Origin of the sequence: Rhodococcus sp. IEGM 1366, assembly GCF_033142425.1 — a bacterium.
GTDB lineage: Bacteria > Actinomycetota > Actinomycetes > Mycobacteriales > Mycobacteriaceae > Rhodococcus_F > Rhodococcus_F globerula.
The window spans coordinates 116,221-131,691 of the sequence record NZ_JAWLRZ010000005.1; the positions used below are offsets into that span (position 1 = coordinate 116,221).

The window sequence follows — 15,471 nt, forward strand, 5'->3', positions numbered from 1 at the left end:
GCTGTCCAACCGGGGTGAAATCTGTATTCACCCCGGTTGTGTGCTGACCAAAACCAGTTTGCCAAGAGCAGGATGTACCAGTGCGAATTCCGTTAGACCCGCGTAACCGCCAGCGGAAGGTCAACCCCGACGGCACCATGTCGTTGATCGACCACCTGTACGAATTACGAACTCGACTGCTGTTCGCGTTCCTCGGTGTCATCATTACCACCGCCTTCGGATTCTTCTGGTACTCCGCGTCGATCTTCGGGATCGAAAGCCTCGGCGACCTACTGCGCGGACCGTACTGTGAGCTTCCGGTCGAAAGCCGCGCAAACCTCAGCGTCGACGATGCGTGTCGTTTGCTCGCAACCGGTCCGTTCGAGCAGTTCATGCTGCGATTCAAGGTGGCCCTCACCGCGGGAATCGTGCTTGCCAGTCCGATCTGGTTGTACCAGTTGTGGGCATTCATCACTCCGGGCCTGTATTCGAAGGAACGCCGCTACGCCGTGGCGTTTGTCACCGCCGGTGCCGGCCTCTTCATCCTCGGTGCCGTTCTTGCGTACCTGGTCGTGTCGAAGGCTTTGCACTTCCTTCTCACCATCGGTGACAACGTTCAGATCACCGCGCTCAGTGGTTCCGAGTACTTCGGATTCATCATCAACCTGCTGCTGATTTTCGGCGTCAGTTTCGAGATTCCGCTACTGGTCGTCGTACTGAACTTTGCGGGAATCCTTACCTACGAGCGGCTCAAGGCGTGGCGTCGCGGCTTGATCTTCGGCTTGTTCGTGTTCGCGGCCATCGCAACTCCGGGTTCGGACCCGTTCTCGATGCTCGCGCTTGCGCTCTCGCTCACTCTGCTGTTCGAGTTCGCAGTGCAGATTGCGCGCATCAACGACAAGCGCAAGGCCAGGAAGTCCGGCGAAGACTGGGGCGCGCTGTCGGACGAGGAAGCGTCGTCGATCTCGGCGCCGACCGACTTGAACGAAGCTTTGGATGAACCCGCGAAGCCGAAGGCGGAGTCACGCGGATTGTTCGGCCGGAAGTCGAAGGCGAAGGCAACTGCCGCGACCGAAGCCGGTTCCGGTGCTGCCGGCAACACGTCGGGCCAGGACTTTACCGACACCCTGTGAGGCGTTCCCCGGTACCTTGTGAGGCGTGTCTCCAGGGTGCTGGGGTTCCCGTGTCGCCGGCGTGTGACACGCTGACGAGGTGGTTATGAGTAGTAGTGAAACGAGTTCTGATGTTGAGCTCAGCAAATTTGTTTCGGGGCTGAAGTTCGACCTCGATCCGTTCCAGATCAACGCCTGCCGGGCCCTCGAGGAGGGTCACGGTGTGCTGGTGTGCGCGCCGACAGGTGCGGGAAAGACTGTGGTCGGCGAATTTGCCGTCCACCTGGCCTTGGCTGCTGGGCGGAAGTGCTTCTACACCACGCCCATCAAAGCGCTGAGCAATCAGAAGTACGCCGAACTGAGCGAGCGATACGGCCCCAGTGAAGTCGGTTTGCTCACCGGAGACACCAGCATCAACTCCGACGCTCCTGTTGTTGTCATGACCACCGAAGTGCTTCGCAACATGCTGTACGCCAATTCGGAGGCGTTGCGCGGTCTGTCACACGTTGTCATGGACGAGGTTCACTACCTGGCCGACCGGTTCCGCGGCGCAGTGTGGGAAGAAGTGATCCTGCACCTGTCCGAGGACGTGCGGTTGGTGAGTTTGTCCGCCACCGTGAGCAATGCCGAGGAATTCGGCGCCTGGATGGAGACTGTCCGCGGCGACACCACCGTTGTGGTCGACGAGACGCGGCCGATTCCGTTGTGGCAGCACATCATGGTGGGGCGCCGGATCTTCGATCTCTTCGACAGCCGTAGCAATCCTTCGGCCGGACCCTCGAAGTTTGTTGTCAACCAGGATCTGGTTCGGCATGTCAAACAACGTCAGGCCCTCGACCGGGTGGAAAGCTGGCAGCCGCGCGGTCGTGGCCGTAGTCGCTACCAGAGTGCCAACGATTTCCGGCCGCTTCCCAGGCCGGACGTGATCGCACAACTGGACAAGGAAGGTTTGCTACCGGCAATCACCTTCATCTTCTCGCGCGCCGGGTGCGATGCCGCGCTGACTCAGTGCGTTCGCTCGAGGCTGGATCTGACGACTCCCGAACAGGTGCGCGAGATCGACACGATCATCGACAAACACATCGGTGGCCTCCCCAAAGAGGACTTGGAGGTGCTCGGTTACTGGGAGTGGCGTAAGGCGTTGCAGCGCGGTCTGGCAGCCCACCACGCCGGGATGCTGCCCGCTTTCCGGCAGACGGTCGAGGAGTTGTTCGTCAAGGGCCTCGTCCGCGCTGTATTCGCCACTGAAACTCTGGCACTGGGCATCAACATGCCGGCCCGCACCGTGGTTCTCGAACGGCTGGTCAAGTACAACGGCGAAACTCACGCCGAGCTGACGCCGGGTGAGTACACACAGCTCACCGGTAGAGCTGGCCGACGCGGCATCGATATCGAGGGGCATGCAGTCGTCCTGTGGCAGCCAGGTGTCGAACCGACCGACGTCGCCGGCTTGGCGTCCACCCGAACATTCCCGCTGCGCAGCTCTTTTCGGCCGTCATACAACATGTCGATCAATCTGGTGGATCGCATGGGCGTCAAGGAATCCCGCACGCTGCTCGAGCGTTCGTTCGCCCAATTCCAGGCGGACCGCTCCGTAGTAGGCGTGGTGCGGAGCATCGAACGCAACGAGACCGCGCTGAAAGCGTTGCAGGACAAGCTCGGTGGTCCAGACGGTGAGTACTACGAGTACGCGTCGTTGCGTGATCGACTGAGCGATCGGGAACGCAAACTCGAACGAGAAAGTCGTGAGGATCGCCGCGATCAGGCCGTCGCGTCGCTGCGGACGCTGCGACGCGGTGACGTCATCGCGATTCCGATCGGACGGCATTCGGGTACCGCCGTTGTGCTTGTGCCGGACAACGATCCGAAGGATCCACGGCCGTTGGTTCTCGCCGAAGATCAGTGGGCCGGAAAGCTGTCCGCCGCGGATTTCCCCGAAGCTGCCGAAACGCTCGGTGTGATGCGGTTGCCGAAGTTCGTCGATCACCACACCGGACGGTCGCGGCGCGATCTGGCGTCGGCGTTGCGCAGCACCGGATTCACCGCGCCGCGCCGGAAGAAGCGGTACAAGGGCGGCGCGTCCGAGGACGCCGAGGTGGCGTCGTTGCGTCGCGCGATTCGGTCGCACCCGTGCCACAGTTGGCCCGATCGTGACCATCTCGGTCGTATCGGGGAGAAGTACAACCGGCTGGCTCGGGAAACACAGGCACTGCGACAAAAAGCGGCAGCCACCACCAATTCCTTGGCGCGTACGTTCGACCGCATCGTGTCGTTGCTCAAGGAGCGCGGTTACATGAGCGCCGAGTCCGTGCCCCAAGTGACAGAAGCCGGGCAGCGTCTGAGCCGGATCTACAGCGAGAGCGACTTGCTGGTGGCCGAGTGCCTACGTACCGGTGCGTGGCAGGGTCTGACTCCGCCCGAACTTGCGGCGGTCGTGTCCTCGGTCGTGTACGAATCCCGTAGGGACGGCGACACGACGAGTCGAGTTCCGACGCAGGCGATCCGTCATGCGCTCACAGACACCCAGCGTCTGTGGAGTGAACTGCGAGCGGACGAAATTCGCCACAAATTGCCGCCGACGCGTGAGCCTGATCTGGGTTTTGTCACGGCGGTCTATCACTGGGCGAGCGACAATTCGCTGGTCGAAGCGTTGTTGGCTGCCGGTGTGCAGGGGCGCGCGTTGTCGGCGGGCGATTTTGTCCGCTGGTGCCGACAGGTAATCGATCTCCTCGATCAGGTGCGGCTGACGGCTACGGATCCCGTCGTCGCGAAGGTCGCGGCGAAGGCTGTGGGGTCGATTCGTCGCGGAGTGGTCGCTCTCGACGCAGCTTGAGCGCGGACTGTGTGGTTGGATTCCCAGGAGTTGCGTGTGCACGCGGCATCTGCCATGCGTGACGTACGCGGTAACTGAAGACTGGTGTTTCGAGTGGAGGCGAAGATGAGCGGGCCTTACGGACCGAATGATCCGAATGGGCAGTGGGGCAACGGTGAACAACCACCGCAGCAGCCGTGGGGACAGCCTGGATACGGGCAGCCGGGTCAGCCCCAGGGTCAGCCGGGTTACGGTCAGCCACAGGGCCAGCCCGCGTACGGGCAACCCGGATACGGCCAGCCAGGACAGCCCCAAGGCCAGCCCGCGTACGGGCAACCCGGATACGGCCAGCCAGGCCAGCCACAGGGGCAGCCCGGTCAGCCCGGATACGGTCAGCAGCCGTGGGGTCAGCCTCAGCAACCCGGTCAGCCGGGTCAGCAGCAGTGGGGTCAACAGCCAGGCGGCGACCAGACTCAGGTCTGGGGGCAGCCAACGGCCCAGCAACCACAACAGGCGTGGGGCGCGCAGCCCGGTGTTCAGCCCGGCGCGCCGGTTCAGTGGAATCAGGGACCGCCGCAAGGTGCAAAGTCCAAGAAGCCGCTGATCTTCGGTGCGATCGGTGTACTGGTCGTTCTGGCAGCCGTCGTCATCGGCCTCTTCGTATTCACGTCGAAGGACACGCTGGACGCAAATGCTGCGGCCAAGGGTGTCGAGAAAATCGTCACCGAGTCGTACGGCGCCAAGAACGTCAGCGACGTTTCATGCCCGTCGGGTCAGGAAATCAAGTCCGGTGCAAAGTTCACGTGCACCCTCTCCGTCTCGGGTGAGAAGAAGTCGGTGACGCTGACGTTTGTCGACGACACCGGAACCTACGAAGTCTCGCGCCCCAGCTGAGTTGTCAGTTGTCAGCCGGTCGGCTTGCCGCAGCTTTGAGTGCCGCGGCAAGACGGCCGGCCGATCGCTCGATTCTCAAGGTTTCAGCCAGTTCGTCGAAGCGGGCTTGATCGATCGGTGCGTCGGGAAGTACGTCGGACCTCGAGAACTGCACATCTGCGTCACGCACGACACGCACAACGGGTAACGCGGCGTCGAGGTATGCCTTCGCCTCGGGTGACGTCAGTTTCGCTCGCAGACCTTTGGCCATATCGGATTCGGGATCTTCGGCAGCCGTGCGGATGCCGTCGAGCGATCCATACCTGAGCATGAGCGTCGACGCGGTCTTTTCGCCGACCCCCTTGATGCCAGGAAGTCCGTCGGACGAATCTCCGCGCAGCGCAGCCAGTTCCGCGTAGGCGTCACCGGCGCGATCGGCGGGCACACCGTATTTCTCGGCTACCTCGGCCGGCCCGAAGAGTTCGGCCTTGGCCAACCCGCGGCCGACGTACAGAACGCGAACGGGAACGTAGTCGTCGGTGACAACCTGCAACAGGTCGCGATCTCCGCTGACCACGACGGTGAGATCATCGCGTTCCGTGGCGGCCAGCGTGCCCAGGACGTCGTCGGCTTCGAGACCGACCGCACCGGCGGTGGCGATTCCCGCTGCCGCGAGGACATCCATGATCATGTCGACCTGCGGGGTGAGGGTATCGGGCACTTCCTCGGACGAACCGTCGGATCCCTCGGCAACGCGGTGAGCTTTGTAGGTGGGGATGGCGTCGACGCGGAACTGCGGTCGCCAATCCAGATCCAGGCAGACAGCGAGGCGACTCGGTTGGTGCTTGGTGATCAGCGACGCGACCATGTCGGTGAATCCGCGGACAGCGTTGACGGGTCTGCCGTCATCGCCGACAAAGGACTCGGGTAGTGCGTGGAACGCACGAAACCACAGGCTGGCACCGTCAAGGAGAAGCAAAGGCCCACTCATGGTCACCATCCTGCCAGTCGGCACTAATCTGGAAGCCATGACCTCTCCCGCCGAATATGGTTCACGTTTCCCCTCAGCCGTCTACGAATCTCGTATTGCCCGCGCCGCAGAGTTGGCGAGCGCGGCTGGTCTGGACGGTCTTGTGGTCACGCCGGGGCCGGATTTGCGCTATCTGACGGGCTCCCGAGCGGATTCGTTCGAACGGTTGACGGCCCTGGTGATCGCTGCCGACGGAGCAAGGGCGTCGGTCGTCCTTCCTCGGCTGGAACTGGCGTCGTTGAAGGAATCGGCGGTCGGGGATCTTGGCCTCGACGTGCTGGACTGGGTGGACGGTGTTGATCCGTATGCCATTGTCGCTGGGCAATTGCCGACGGGCGCCAAGGTCGCGGTCACGGATGCGATGCCTGCGCTGCATTTGATTCCGTTGGCCGACGCTGTGGGTTCGTTGCCGATTCTGGCTACGGGCGTGCTGCGTGAGCTGCGGATGGTCAAGGACGCCGCGGAGGTCGACGCGCTCCGTCGCGCCGGTCAGGCCATCGACCGTGTGCATGCACGGATGGCCGAGTTTCTCGTTGTGGGACGGACGGAAGCCGAAGTCGGCGAGGCGATTTCAGCAGCGATTCTCGAGGAAGGTCACACCGAGGCGGCATTTGTCATCGTGGGGTCGGGTCCGCACGGCGCGGATCCGCATCACGAGGTGTCCGATCGGGTGATCGAGAGCGGCGACATTGTGGTGATCGACATCGGCGGGCCGGTGGAGCCCGGATACAACTCCGATTCCACTCGCACGTACAGCATGGGGAAGCCGTCAATCGAGGTTGCTGCCCAGTTTGCCGTGCTCGAAGCGGCTCAGCAGGCGGCTGTGGACTCTGTTCGCCCCGGCGTGTCGGCGGAATTCGTGGATGCCGCTGCGCGCGACGTGCTCGCTGCACAAGGGTTGGCCGACGTGTTCGTTCACCGCACAGGCCACGGGATCGGCTTGTCGGTCCACGAGGAGCCGTACATCGTGGAGGGCAACAGCATCGAACTGGCCGAGGGTATGGCTTTCAGCATCGAACCGGGAATCTATTTCCGGGGCAACTGGGGTGCCCGGATCGAGGACATCGTTGTTGTCACCGCGGACGGTTGCGAGTCGTTCAACAACCGTCCGCACGGTTTGACGATCCTTTAGCTGGTCAGCTCTTCGGCCGCGGGTTTGAATGCGGCCGTTCCCAGAATGCGGGTGACGTCGATTTCGATGACCACCCGCGCCGGATTGATCCGTGGCTGGCGGTACCGCTCGGCGTAGCGCTGAACGGCGTCGGCCACGGATTCAGGGTCGTCGAGCACGCGCGCCGGACCTTCGAGGGTGAGCCAGCGTCCACCGTCGACAGAACTGACGGCGCCGTAACCACCCCGGGCGGCGTTGATGGCTTTCTGTGATCCGCCGCTGGTGATGACACGTGCTTTTCCTGCTTCCTGATCCCACGTGAATCCCACGGCCACGACGTGCGGTGTGCCGTTCGGGCGCAGAGTTGTCAGGGTGGCGAGATGGTATTCGCGCACGAACGCCAGACCGTCGTCGGAGAGCGCGGCGGGTGCGGAGGGGGTGATGGTCATGCCACGACGGTAATCGAGGACACTGGTGCAGTGACTGCGGGTGCGAACACTGAAGATGCCGAGACGGTCCTCCTGCTGGGAGGGCGAAGCGAAATCGGTCTGGAGATTGCCGTCCGGTTGGCCCCCGGCGGAAGAATCGTGCTGGCGGCGCGGCGCAGCAACGACCTCGAACAGCAACGCACGATGTTGACGGACGCGGGCGCCCTAGCCGTGACAGCCGTCGAATTCGATGCCGATGCAACCGACACTCATGCAGACTTCCTCGCACAGGTTGCCCGAGCGCACGGCCGGATCGACGTCGCGGTGCTGGCGTTCGGAATCCTGGGTGATCAGGCCCGCGCGGAAACCGACGCCGCTCATGCCGTTGCAATTGTTCACACCGATTACGTGGCGCAGGTCAGCATCCTGACTCTTCTCGCGGACTTGATGAAACGACAAGGCCGCGGCAAGATCGCTGTCTTCTCGTCCGTGGCCGGTGTCCGGGTGCGCCGCGCAAATTACGTCTACGGTTCTGCAAAGGCCGGCCTGGACGGCTTTGCCAGCGGCCTCGGAGATGCGTTGCACGGCAGTGGAATTCAACTACTGCTTGTCCGGCCTGGTTTTGTGATCGGCTCGATGACCGAGGGCATGAAGCCGGCGCCGATGTCGAGCACACCGGCGCAGGTCGCCGACGCGGTAGTTCGGGGATTGCAGTCCGGCGCAACGCGGGTGTGGGTTCCGCGAATCCTCCAACCAGTTTTCTTCATGATGCGACTTCTCCCACAATCGATCTGGCGGCGGATGCCGCGATGACCGCCGACGAACCCGTTGTTGTCGTCGGTCTCGGCGCTGACGGTTGGGAGGGCTTGTCGGACTCGGCGAAGAGCGCTGTGCTCGGCGCTCAGGTGTTGATGGGTTCCTCGCGTCAACTGGACCTGATCCCATTGGTAGACGGCTCCTCGGCCGATCGGATCGCCTGGCCCACACCGATGCTCTCCGCGCTCCCCGGACTGTTCGACGCTCACGCGGGCCGCCGTATCTGCGTGCTGGCCAGCGGCGATCCGATGTTCCACGGGATCGGCGCCACACTCGTGCGTGTGCTGGGTGCTGACAAACTTCGGGTGATCTCGCACCCGTCGTCGATTGCTCTGGCGAGTGCTCGCATGGGATGGGCGTCGGCCGATGCGGAGTTGGTGAGCCTGGTCAACCGCGACGCCACCACCGTCTTGCCGTCCGTCACCGACGGTGCGCGGTTGTTGGTGCTGAGCAACGGCAGGGCCACACCCGGCGAGGTGGCAGAAATACTGACCTCCACCGGTTTCGGTCGGTCCACGATCACTGTCCTCGGACAGTTGGGTGGAGCGCACGAATCACGCACCGTTGCCCAGGCGGACGAGTGGGATGTCGATGCCGCAGATGTCGACCCGTTGAATGTTCTTGCCGTGGAATGTGTTGTGTCGGGCGCACCGCACCGTCTGACGCGCGTGCCCGGATTGCCCGACGCGGCATACAGCGGTGACGGTCAGATGACGAAGCAGGAGATCCGCGCGCTGACGATCTGTGCGCTGGCCCCGGCTCCCGGTGAATACTTGTGGGATGTCGGCGGCGGGTCTGGCACTGTCGCGATCGAATGGATGCGCACCCACCCACGTTGCACCGCAACGTCATTCGAGCAGGCGGCATCGCGGATCTCCCAAATCGATGGTAATGCGCGGGCCTTGGGTGTGCCGAGCCTCGATGTCCTCGGGCGCGCGCCCGAATCGTTTGCCGAGGTGACTCGCACACCCGATGCCATCTTTGTCGGCGGGGGTGTGACGCAACCCGGAATGCTCGACGCCTGCTGGGACCACCTCGAGGCCGGCGGCAGACTGGTGGCCAACGCCGTTACCGCAGAATCGGAAGCGTTGCTCCTGGAGTGGTTCACCCGATTCGGCGGCACGCTGCGTCGGTTGCAGATCCAGCGGGCCGAGCCCTTGGGAACATTCAACGTGTGGCGACCCCAACTGCCCGTCGTGCAGTGGTCGGTCACAAAAACAGAGGCAACTGCCGGTGCAGATGCCGATCACACAGAGGAAGACGCTCAATGACCGTTCATTTCATCGGTGCTGGTCCCGGTGCTGCCGACTTGATCACAGTGCGCGCGCAGCGCATCATCTCAGCAAGTTCGGTGTGCTTGTACGCGGGCAGCCTCGTCCCCGCGGAACTGCTCGAATACTGCCCGGCCGGCGCGCAGGTGGTCGATACCGCTCGATTGAGCCTCGACGAAATCACCGCGCTGCTCGTCGCAGCGGATTCGGCGGGACACGACGTAGCACGGTTGCATTCCGGTGACCCGTCGATCTTCAGTGCGGTAGCCGAGCAGGCGCGACGGCTGGATGCTGCCGGAGTCCGATACGACATGGTGCCGGGTGTTCCGGCGTTTACCGCGGCAGCGGCCGCACTGGGCCGTGAATTGACGGTTCCAGGCGTATCGCAGACCATCGTGCTGACCCGAGTGTCGACGCTGTCGACAGCGATGCCCGAAGGTGAGGATCTCCGGTCACTCGGACGCAGTGGTTCGACCATGGTGATTCATCTCGGCGCGCATCGCATCGAGCAGATCGCCGACGAGCTTGCCGAGAACTACGGTATCGACTGCCCGGTCGCGGTGGTCGCATTTGCGTCGCGCCCCGACGAGATCGTGGTGCGTGGAACGTTGAGTTCGATAGTGCGTCAGGTTCACGAGGCCGGCATCACCAAGACTGCCGTAGTCATCGTCGGACGCGTGCTCACGGCCGAGGGGTTCCCGGATAGTTACCTGTACTCGGCCGCACGTGAGCGGGTCACACACTGACCGTGCACAACGCCCGCCCCCGCGTTCTTGTGCTCGGAGGAACCGGCGAGGGACGCGAGATTGCCGCCCGCCTCGCGGATTCGGTGGACCTCGAGGTAGTCACGTCGCTCGCCGGCCGAGTCCGCGACCCGCGCTGGCCTGAAGGCGAGGTTCGCGTCGGGGGCTTCGGTGGCGCCGAAGGCCTCGCGGGGTGGTTAGCGGAAAACGATATTCGGGCGTTGCTCGACGCGACGCACCCCTTTGCGTCACGTATCACGGCTAATGCTCATCTGGCGGCTCGCACCTGCGAGATTCCGTTTGCTGTCTGCCAGCGGCCGTCGTGGGCGCAGCACCCACAGGACCGATGGTTTCCGGCTCGCGATCTCAGCCATGCTGCGGAATTGGTCCCTGTGTTGGGCACTAGAGCGTTCTTGACCATTGGTAGGCAAGGAGTTTCTGCGTTTGCCGAGGTCAGTGGCGTGAGTTTTCTCGTGCGGTCCATTGATCCGCCGACGGGCGCCATGCCTGCGCCCCACGAACTGATCCTGGCGCGCGGGCCGTTCGACGTCGAATCGGAGCGCGAACTCATGCGCCGCCGCGGTATCGACGTTGTAGTGACCAAGAGCAGCGGGGGTGACCAGACGTACGCCAAGATTGTTGCCGCTCGGCAACTGGGCTTGCCGGTGATCGTGGTGGAGCGCCCACCGGCACCGGAGGGCGTGGAAAGCTTCAACTCGCCTTCTGCCGCCGCAGCGTGGCTCGAATCGACAGTTACGTGAAAGTTCGGGGGCACGCGGTTCAGGTTCGTCTAAGGTTCGCGGAACATACTGGACCTATGTCAGGAACGGGTCCAACACGCCGAGGGTGCCTATGAGGGTGTCCGTCCCCGCACTCGGGCGTCGGAAGCGTTCGACAATTCGTGTCCGGACTCTCCACGCCCGCGTGAAAGTACTCACTGCAGGCTTGGTTGCGATTGCTGTGATCGCGTCTGCTGCTTCGGTGTATTTCGTATTCAACGCCTACCTTCAAGGCAACGTCGATCGTCAGTTGGAGCGAACAGCCGACGCAATTGCCGATACCGTCAACTTCGGTGGTGTCACACCGGTTTTGGGACTGACAGCCGGCGCCGATACCGCAGTGATCCAAGCTGTCGGATTGGTGACGACCGATGGAGCATTGGTGACGGCGACACCGGGATTGCCACCATTCAGTACCAGCGGTGAGGCAATCAAATCCCTGGCCCACAAAGCTTCCGGGTCCACCATTGCGACCTTGGATTCGTATCGGGTGTTGGTTACGCCGTCGGTCGCGGGTCAGACTTTGATCGTCGCGCAATCGCTCGGGCCGACAAATTCCGTCTTGAAGCGACTTGCGGTAGTGCTGGCTGCGCTCGGTGCCGCGGGTATCGCGTTGGCCTATGCCGCAGGAGATGCTGTGGCGCGCACAGGATTACGGCCGATCGCACGATTGACCGCGGCGACACAACGTGTTGCCGCAACGGACGATCTCACACCGATACCGGTCACGGGTGACGACGAGTTGGCCTCGCTGACTGTCAGTTTCAACCGAATGCTGGGCACCCTGTCGGAATCACGGGCGCGTCAGCGTAGATTGATCACTGATGCCGGACAGGATTTGCTGGCACCCCTGACGGCATTGCGAACGAATATCGAACTGTTGATGTCGATCGACACCGCCTCCGGAACTGTGTCGGAAGCCGAGACAGCACTACTGCGAGACGAGATTACACATCAGATGATGGAATTGACTGCCATGGTCGGCGAGCTTGTCGACCGTGCCCGGGTCGACGAAAGCGCCTCCGGACGAATCGAATCTCACCTGTGATTCATCCCTCACCTGGAGTTATGTATTTGCGAAATATTTTCTGACAATTCACTGCTGGTTAGTTGGGGGAGTTGAGATCATTCTGGGTATAGCCCGATTGGGGTGCAAACCGGAAGAGGGTTTGCGGGGGACCCTCGAGTGAGAGAGGAGTTCTCGTGGTCAAGCAAGCACGCGCCGAGCTGACGCGGCAGCAGATCGTCGCCGGCGCGGCAGCACAATTCGAAAAGACCGGGTACGGCAGCACAAGCATGAGTGACATCGTGGAGGGCGCCGGCACCACGAAGGGCGCCCTGTACTTCCACTTTGCATCGAAAGACGAACTGGCACAGTTTGTCATCGCAGAACAGCACCGCATGTCCATCGAGTCGGTCGAGGCGATATCCGCAACGTCGGCGACTCCGCTCGAAAAAACGGTCATGCTCACCCATGAGATGGCACGGCAGATCGTCGAGGAGCCCATCGTCCGAGCCGGAATTCGATTGACCTTGGAACTGAGCACATTCGAAGGTCCCGTCGAGCCGTACGCAGACTGGATCAATGCATGCACCGAACTCGTGCAGCAAGCGAAGGACAGCGGTCAGATCAAGCCGTCGGTGGACGTCGCCGCTTTGGGGCGATTCATTCCGGCTGCGTTCACCGGAGTTCAACTGGTGTCCAACGTGATCACCCGGCGCACTGATCTCACCGAACGTGTCGACGAGATGTGGCAGTTGCTCCTACCGGGAATCGTGTCCGGGCCGGCCGTTGGTGACATCGACCGACTCGTGAAGGCGCGATGGGAACCCGCTGCCGCCTAGCTGTGCCACACTGCTGACGTGGACCAGGAACCGCTGACCTACTCCGAAATCGGAGCAACAGGTGGCCTACTGCCCGTTGGCTATCACCACGTGCGCGAGCGTGCGGTGGTCGGTACTACCCGCGCCGATTTCGAGGCAGCGGCCAATACTGTCATGACGTGGGGGATGCATCGCGGCGCTGGATTGACGGTGAAAGCTGCCGGTGACACCGCCAGGACCGGCGAAGACGCAACTTTCGGTTTCGGACCGATATTGGTGCCCGTCCGCGTTGTTTACGTGGTCGACGAGCCGAACCGGGCCGGATTTGCGTACGGCACGCGCCGTGGTCATCCCGAGTGCGGTGAAGAGTCGTTCATTGTCCATTTCGACGAACTCGGCAATCAGGTTCGCCTCGAGATCACGGCATTCTCCAAGCCCGGTACTTGGTGGGTGCGCTTGGGTGCTCCGATTGGGCGTCTGGTGCAGGGATGGGTGACCCGGCGCTACATCCGCGCAGTGGTTGTGAAGGATTTTGCTCGCTGAGCGAACAAAATCCTTCACAATCAGGTTAGGGGTAGCGACGCGGCGTGAACACCTGTCGGCCGGAACCGGTATCCACAACCTTTGTCATGGACGATCCGACAATCAGCAACGTGCGCATATCGATTTCGGACGGTTCGAGATCGCCGAGCGTGACGATGCGCACCGATTCCTCCGCACTGGCAACATCTCGGCCGATGATGACCGGAGTTTCGGGGGAGCGGTGCTCGAGTACCAAATCCTTCATGGCCTGGACCTGCCACGTTCGGGATTTTGACGCCGGGTTGTAGACGGCAAAAGCCATATCTGCCGCGGCGACCGCTGAGATGCGACGCGACACCACTTCCCAGGGCTTGAGCCGATCCGACAGGGACAGCACAGCGTAATCGTGACCGAGCGGGGCTCCGACGCGACTGGCCACGGCATTTGCCGCTGTCATGCCGGGCAGGATGCGGACGGGAACGCCGCTCCACTGATCTTCGGCTGCCACCTCGAGTACCGCTGCAGCCATGGCAAATACACCGGGATCGCCGGACGAGACGACGGCCACGCGGGCGCCGTTCTTGGCGAGGTCGAGGGCCATCGCTGCCCGCTCCGATTCGACGCGATTGTCGCTGGAATGGCGGCGCTGTCCGGGGCGGGTTGGCACGCGGTCGACGTACGGGCCGTATCCCACAAGGTCTGTGGCCAGCGAAAGTTCATGCGCCACTTCAGGTGTGGTCCATGCGGTGTCACCGGGTCCGAGGCCGACGACAACCACTTCACCCGCGGTGTTTTCGCGCGTCGCTGCATTGTTCGACGGGCTGGGAACTATGGCGATGGAGAAGTACGGCACGCCCGCTGGATCGACGTCGGCGGCAGCGTCGACGCGCTGGCGAGGTGTGCTGGCTCGCTCGACATAGTGCGCTTCGCCGAGTCGGCCGGCGTCCTCGAGTGAGCGCAGAACCGGTGGGAAGGTGCGGCCCAACTTGAGGATCGCTGCGGCGTCTGTTTCCTTCAAGCGTCGCGTGAGCTCCGCTTGCGGCAAGGTTCCGGGCAGGATGGTGAGGATTTCGTCACCTTCGACCAGGGGTTTTCCGAGTGCGGCCGACGCGGCACTGACGGAGGTGACACCGGGGATGACCTCGGCCTCGAAACGATCCGCCAGGCGTTTGTGCATGTGCATGTACGAGCTGTAGAACAGTGGGTCGCCCGCGGCGAGTAGTGCCACAGTGCGTCCGGCGGCCAAGTGGACGGCCAACCTTTCGGCTGCGGCTTCGTAGAATTCGTCCATCGCACCCTGGTACCCACCCGGATGGTCGATGGTTTCGGTCGTGACGGGATAGACGAGGTGTTCCTCGATCTGGCCCTCGCGCATGTACGGAGCAGCAACCCCGCGGGAAATGCTCTTACCGTGCCGCGCGGAATGGAATGCGATGACGTCGGCCTCGCCGATCACTCGGGCAGCTTTGACGGTCACCAACTCCGGATCGCCGGGTCCGATGCCGACTCCCCACAACTTGCCTTCGCTCATTCTTGTTCGCTCGCAATCGCATTGACGACAGCCGCGGTGACGGCACTGCCGCCGCGTCGGCCTCTCAGTATCAAATGTTCTATGCCGCTGGGGTGTCCGATCAGCGCTTCTTTGGATTCTGCGGATCCGATGAATCCCACGGGTCCGCCGACGATAGCAGCAGGCCGCGGTCCGCCCCCCTCGATCAGGTTGAGGAGATGGAACAGCGCGGTCGGCGCATTGCCGATCGCGACCACGGCGCCTTCGAGTTTCGGGCCCCACAGTTCGATAGCCGCCGCAGAGCGTGTGTTGTCGATTGTGTTCGCCAGCAAGGGAACCTGCGGATCCCGCAGTGTGCAGATCACGTCGTTGTCGGCGGGCAGACGCTTACGGGTAATGCCGGCGGCGACCATGTTCGCATCACAGAAGATCGGCGCACCCGCCCGTAAGGCAGCCCTCGCGACGGTGACGACGTTCGGTGTGAACGCGATGTCGTCGACCAGGTCGACCTGACCACTCGCATGGATCATCCGCACTACGGCTTGCGAGACATCCGCCGGAAAACGGCTCAGGTCGGCTTCGGCCCGAATTGTGGCAAAGGACTGGCGATAAATTTCTGCGCCGTCACGGATGTACTCGATCATGGGGCACAGGATAGAGG

15 protein-coding genes are annotated in these 15,471 nt (G+C 62.8%); 11 read left to right on the forward strand and 4 right to left on the reverse strand.

Annotation, left to right across the window (positions count from 1 at the left end; translation table 11 throughout):
- Positions 1–80: 80 nt before the first annotated feature.
- From tatC to R4P64_RS16255, 3 genes are all read left to right on the forward strand, one after another.
- Positions 81–1,112 carry a twin-arginine translocase subunit TatC gene (gene tatC / locus R4P64_RS16245; RefSeq protein WP_033231962.1) on the forward strand — a complete coding sequence of 344 codons (1,032 nt, stop codon included), beginning with the start codon at positions 81–83 and terminating at the stop codon, positions 1,110–1,112.
- 85 nt (positions 1,113–1,197) lie between these two features.
- On the forward strand, positions 1,198–3,924 hold the full coding sequence (locus R4P64_RS16250; protein ID WP_317821731.1) for an RNA helicase: 2,727 nt from the start codon (positions 1,198–1,200) through the stop codon (positions 3,922–3,924).
- Between the two features lie 105 nt (positions 3,925–4,029).
- Entirely contained in the window at positions 4,030–4,797 is a 768-nt protein-coding gene (locus tag R4P64_RS16255) for a DUF4333 domain-containing protein (RefSeq protein ID WP_033232191.1), read from the forward strand.
- A 4-nt stretch (positions 4,798–4,801) separates the two neighbouring features.
- Here the strand turns inward: R4P64_RS16255 and R4P64_RS16260 are convergent, their stop codons facing one another.
- Complete coding sequence (locus tag R4P64_RS16260; protein ID WP_033231964.1) at positions 4,802–5,767, reverse strand: 5'-3' exonuclease; 966 nt, start codon at positions 5,765–5,767, stop codon at positions 4,802–4,804.
- A gap of 37 nt (positions 5,768–5,804) precedes the next feature.
- Here R4P64_RS16260 and R4P64_RS16265 point away from each other — a divergent pair, with 37 nt between their 5' ends.
- Positions 5,805–6,938 (forward strand): M24 family metallopeptidase, encoded by a 1,134-nt coding sequence (locus tag R4P64_RS16265; protein ID WP_141485642.1) that lies wholly within the window; start codon positions 5,805–5,807, stop codon positions 6,936–6,938.
- Here the strand turns inward: R4P64_RS16265 and R4P64_RS16270 are convergent.
- The gene (locus R4P64_RS16270; protein WP_116103382.1) at positions 6,935–7,366 is read right to left on the reverse strand and encodes a PPOX class F420-dependent oxidoreductase; all 432 of its coding nucleotides are present in this window, start codon (positions 7,364–7,366) and stop codon (positions 6,935–6,937) included. The two genes, R4P64_RS16265 and R4P64_RS16270, sit on opposite strands and share 4 nt — an antisense overlap.
- 30 nt (positions 7,367–7,396) lie before the next feature.
- On the opposite strand from R4P64_RS16270, the gene R4P64_RS16275 reads away from it, so the two are divergent.
- The 7 genes from R4P64_RS16275 to R4P64_RS16305 all read left to right on the forward strand — a co-directional run bounded on the left by R4P64_RS16275 (position 7,397) and on the right by R4P64_RS16305 (position 13,321).
- The gene (locus R4P64_RS16275) at positions 7,397–8,158 is read left to right on the forward strand and encodes an SDR family NAD(P)-dependent oxidoreductase (RefSeq protein ID WP_317821735.1); all 762 of its coding nucleotides are present in this window, start codon (positions 7,397–7,399) and stop codon (positions 8,156–8,158) included.
- Positions 8,155–9,432 (forward strand): precorrin-6y C5,15-methyltransferase (decarboxylating) subunit CbiE, encoded by a 1,278-nt coding sequence (gene cbiE / locus R4P64_RS16280; protein ID WP_317821737.1) that lies wholly within the window; start codon positions 8,155–8,157, stop codon positions 9,430–9,432. The genes R4P64_RS16275 and cbiE overlap by 4 nt, the downstream gene beginning before the upstream one ends.
- Positions 9,429–10,178, forward strand: coding sequence for a precorrin-4 C(11)-methyltransferase (gene cobM / locus R4P64_RS16285; protein WP_092807761.1), 750 nt, complete (start codon positions 9,429–9,431; stop codon positions 10,176–10,178). The genes cbiE and cobM overlap by 4 nt, the downstream gene beginning before the upstream one ends.
- 2 nt (positions 10,179–10,180) lie before the next feature.
- Entirely contained in the window at positions 10,181–10,936 is a 756-nt protein-coding gene (locus R4P64_RS16290; RefSeq protein WP_317544086.1) for a cobalt-precorrin-6A reductase, read from the forward strand.
- A 163-nt stretch (positions 10,937–11,099) separates the two neighbouring features.
- On the forward strand, positions 11,100–12,002 hold the full coding sequence (locus R4P64_RS16295) for a HAMP domain-containing protein (RefSeq protein WP_257013015.1): 903 nt from the start codon (positions 11,100–11,102) through the stop codon (positions 12,000–12,002).
- A gap of 155 nt (positions 12,003–12,157) precedes the next feature.
- Complete coding sequence (locus R4P64_RS16300) at positions 12,158–12,799, forward strand: ScbR family autoregulator-binding transcription factor (RefSeq protein WP_033231970.1); 642 nt, start codon at positions 12,158–12,160, stop codon at positions 12,797–12,799.
- 18 nt (positions 12,800–12,817) lie between these two features.
- Positions 12,818–13,321 (forward strand): DUF1990 domain-containing protein, encoded by a 504-nt coding sequence (locus tag R4P64_RS16305; RefSeq protein WP_317821741.1) that lies wholly within the window; start codon positions 12,818–12,820, stop codon positions 13,319–13,321.
- 25 nt (positions 13,322–13,346) lie between these two features.
- Here the strand turns inward: R4P64_RS16305 and cobJ are convergent, their stop codons facing one another.
- Complete coding sequence (gene cobJ, locus R4P64_RS16310) at positions 13,347–14,831, reverse strand: precorrin-3B C(17)-methyltransferase (protein WP_317821743.1); 1,485 nt, start codon at positions 14,829–14,831, stop codon at positions 13,347–13,349.
- Positions 14,828–15,454 carry a precorrin-8X methylmutase gene (locus tag R4P64_RS16315; protein WP_317821745.1) on the reverse strand — a complete coding sequence of 209 codons (627 nt, stop codon included), beginning with the start codon at positions 15,452–15,454 and terminating at the stop codon, positions 14,828–14,830. The genes cobJ and R4P64_RS16315 overlap by 4 nt, the downstream gene beginning before the upstream one ends.
- Between the last annotated feature and the right edge of the window lie 17 nt (positions 15,455–15,471).

Bases quoted from the DNA above. Each gene is read 5' to 3' on its own strand.
- R4P64_RS16255 (WP_033232191.1), top strand. From the start codon at position 4,030: ATGAGCGGGCCTTACGGACCGAATGATCCGAATGGGCAGTGGGGCAAC.
- R4P64_RS16260 (WP_033231964.1), bottom strand. From the start codon at position 5,767: ATGAGTGGGCCTTTGCTTCTCCTTGACGGTGCCAGCCTGTGGTTTCGT.
- cobJ (WP_317821743.1), bottom strand. From the start codon at position 14,831: ATGAGCGAAGGCAAGTTGTGGGGAGTCGGCATCGGACCCGGCGATCCG.
- R4P64_RS16250 (WP_317821731.1), top strand. From the start codon at position 1,198: ATGAGTAGTAGTGAAACGAGTTCTGATGTTGAGCTCAGCAAATTTGTT.
- cbiE (WP_317821737.1), top strand. From the start codon at position 8,155: ATGACCGCCGACGAACCCGTTGTTGTCGTCGGTCTCGGCGCTGACGGT.
- cobM (WP_092807761.1), top strand. From the start codon at position 9,429: ATGACCGTTCATTTCATCGGTGCTGGTCCCGGTGCTGCCGACTTGATC.
- R4P64_RS16265 (WP_141485642.1), top strand. From the start codon at position 5,805: ATGACCTCTCCCGCCGAATATGGTTCACGTTTCCCCTCAGCCGTCTAC.
- R4P64_RS16270 (WP_116103382.1), bottom strand. From the start codon at position 7,366: ATGACCATCACCCCCTCCGCACCCGCCGCGCTCTCCGACGACGGTCTG.
- R4P64_RS16315 (WP_317821745.1), bottom strand. From the start codon at position 15,454: ATGATCGAGTACATCCGTGACGGCGCAGAAATTTATCGCCAGTCCTTT.